The organism is Pseudoalteromonas sp. SR45-5 (genome assembly GCF_014163565.1).
In the GTDB taxonomy this organism is placed as follows: Bacteria; Pseudomonadota; Gammaproteobacteria; order Enterobacterales; family Alteromonadaceae; genus Pseudoalteromonas; species Pseudoalteromonas distincta.
This window is the reverse complement of the sequence record NZ_JACJDN010000524.1, coordinates 1-2,841: the sequence shown is the minus strand read 5'-3', so window position 1 is coordinate 2,841 and position 2,841 is coordinate 1. Positions and strand designations below refer to the sequence as shown.

The 2,841-nt window shown below is 41.2% G+C and carries 1 protein-coding gene; it reads left to right on the top strand.

Annotated features, from left to right (window positions below):
- The first annotated feature begins 189 nt into the window (after window positions 1-189).
- A complete protein-coding gene (locus tag H5072_RS16025) occupies window positions 190-2,781 on the top strand; it encodes a TonB-dependent receptor (RefSeq protein ID WP_182694086.1) in 2,592 nt (863 codons plus the stop codon).
- Window positions 2,782-2,841: the final 60 nt, after the last annotated feature.

Sequence of the window (2,841 nt, the reverse complement as noted above, 5' to 3'; positions counted from 1 at the left end):
AAATCATCCAAAAACACACAAAAAACCATACTAAAATCACATTTCAGTCTAATTGCTAACACTTAAGTTACATGATATTAATGTCGTCGCTTGTTATATCAATCCGCTTAAATATGGGATTTATTTAACAATTTAAAAAGGATTGGTATAGAGCAACTAAATTTATAACATATCAACAAGGACTTAAGGATGAAGCAATCAACTGCATTTACACCTAGCTTAATTGCAGGTGCTACAATCGCACTTTCAGCAGGTTTTACAACAACAACTTACGCTGCTGAAGAAGCTAAAAAAGTAGAGCGCATTGAAGTAACTGGCTCACGAATCAAACGTTCAGATATCGAAGGACCTTCTCCGGTTCAATCAATCGCAAGAGCTGATATTGAGAACATGGGTTATGACAACCTACAACAACTCCTCGAAAGAATGCCTGTCGCGGGTAGCGGTACTTTCTCAACACGTGGTAACAACCAAGACTCAACTGCAAATGGGTCTGCTGCTGTTAGTTTACGTGGCTTAGGTGCTGATGCTACGCTCGTACTAATCAATGGCCGTCGTGTATCTATTAGTGCATTTGCCGAAGGTATCACAAACTCATTTGTAGATATTAACAGTATCCCAGTTTCTGCCATTGAGCGAATCGATATACTAAAAGATGGTGCTTCAGCTATCTACGGCTCAGACGCAGTGGCCGGTGTGGTAAACGTAATCTTGAAAAAAGACATTGACGGTGTTGAAGTTAATTTGGGCTACGGTGGTACTAATGGTCCCAATTATGAAGAAACAACAGCAAGTTTAGTATGGGGTACTACTAGCGAGAAAAGTAGCGCGTCAGTTATTATCGATTACTTTAAAAATACATCTCTTTCTTCTGATGAAATGGGCAGCTTAGGTACAGCAAATCAATCACCTTATGGTGGTGAAGATTTTCGCTCATCTCGTGGCTTCCCTGGATATTTTTATGTAGACGGTGTTAAAACAATTGATCCGGCTTGTCCTGCTGAAAATGCAACTTCAAGCGGCAGTTGTTTATTTGATTACGGCCCCTACGGTTATATCGCACCAGCGTCTGAACGCGTGGGTGCTATTTCTCAATTTGAATATAACTTTGATAATGGCATTACGGGCTTTTTAGAAATGGCAGTACAGCACAATACGTCTGTTGCGGCCGGAGCCCCTACTCCACTTGATGAAGATGCAGGCTTAACTGTCCCAGCTAGCCACCCTAACAATCCATTTGGTGAAGACATTCAAATTGGTCGTTACCGTACAGTTGATGCTGGCGCACGCCAATGGGATATTGAATCAGATACTCTTCGCTTTGTTGCAGGGCTTAGAGGTGAGTTTAATGACTGGAGCTGGGAAACCGCTGTACAAAAAGGCCGTAGTAAATCTCTGCAAACAGGTGATAGAACACAAGGTTGGGTACGTACTGATTTCTTACAACAAGAAATTGATGCAGGAAACTACAATCCATTTGGTGGCACATACAACGACCCTGCTGTAATTGATCGTATTACAACAAGCTTAGTGCGTCGTGGTGAGTCTCACATGACTTCCTTTGATGCAAACATTACAGGTGAAGCATTTAGTTTTGGCGATGATGTAGTAATGATGGCTGCAGGTATTGAGTACCGTGAAGAAGACGTTAATGACATTCCAGATGATCAATTTCAACGTGGTTTAATATTTGGCACAGAGTCTGTATCTGCATCTGCAGATCGTGAACAATACGCAGCCTATGTCGAGTTTTCTATCCCTCTTGCTGATAATTTAGAGCTACAACTTGCTGGCCGTTACGATGACTACAGTGACTTCGGTACAACAACAAACCCTAAAGTAGCTCTTCGCTGGGCGCCTACTGATGAAATCACAGTGCGTGGCTCTTGGGCACAAGGCTTTAGAGCGCCTTCTTTGGCACAAGTTGGTTTGGGTCCATCTCAAGAAAGCCAATTCTTTGTAGATACATACCGATGTGAGGCAACAGGCCTTGATTGTGATGCACTTGATTACAACATTGAATTTGCTGGTAACCCTGACCTTGAAGCTGAAGAATCAGAATCATGGAATGTCGGCTTTATTTGGGCGCCTTCTGCTGAGTTTGGTTTAAGTGTCGATGTGTGGAGCATCACTCAAGATAACAAAATTGATGAGCAAGAGTTTGGTCCAATTTATAACTCTGAGTGTAATAACCAAGATAGTACTGTATGTGTGCGCTTAACACCTACAGGTGGCGATAGCTTAGGAACAATTCAAAAAATTTACAGCACATTTGAAAACGTTTCTTCGCAAGAAGTATCTGGGGTCGATGTTTCAGCTAACTACAATCACTCACTTGATGACTTAGGTTTATTGAAATTTAATTTAGAATGGGCATACCAAGATAAATTTGAAAAAGATGGCCGCGATTACACCGGTGAGTATGGCTATCCAGAGCACCGCTGGATTTTCTCTACAAACTGGGAAATTGGCGAGTTTAATACAAACGTAAACATCAGTTATGTAGGTGAGTTTGAAGATACCCCAGATATTGATTTTGACGGTAATTTAGACTTTGATAGCAATACATCACGTATGGTTGATTCGCAAACATTGGTAGATTTACAAACATCTTATCGTGTTACTGACTCAACTAAAGTATCGCTAGGTGTAAATAACTTATTTGATGAAGAGCCACCATTTGCAATTGGTGATGGCGACGCTGATCTATACGGTTATGCTTCAGGTGTACACAACCCTAGAGGCCGATACTTCTATACTAAAGTTAGCTTCTCGTTTTAACTTTGCGAGCTTATTTTAAAGTGAGCTAACGCTACAAATAAAAAAACCGCCAATTGGCGG

What these genes read in the sequence shown, in the direction of transcription:
- H5072_RS16025 (WP_182694086.1), top strand. Translation starts at nt 190, where the DNA reads ATGAAGCAATCAACTGCATTTACACCTAGCTTAATTGCAGGTGCTACA.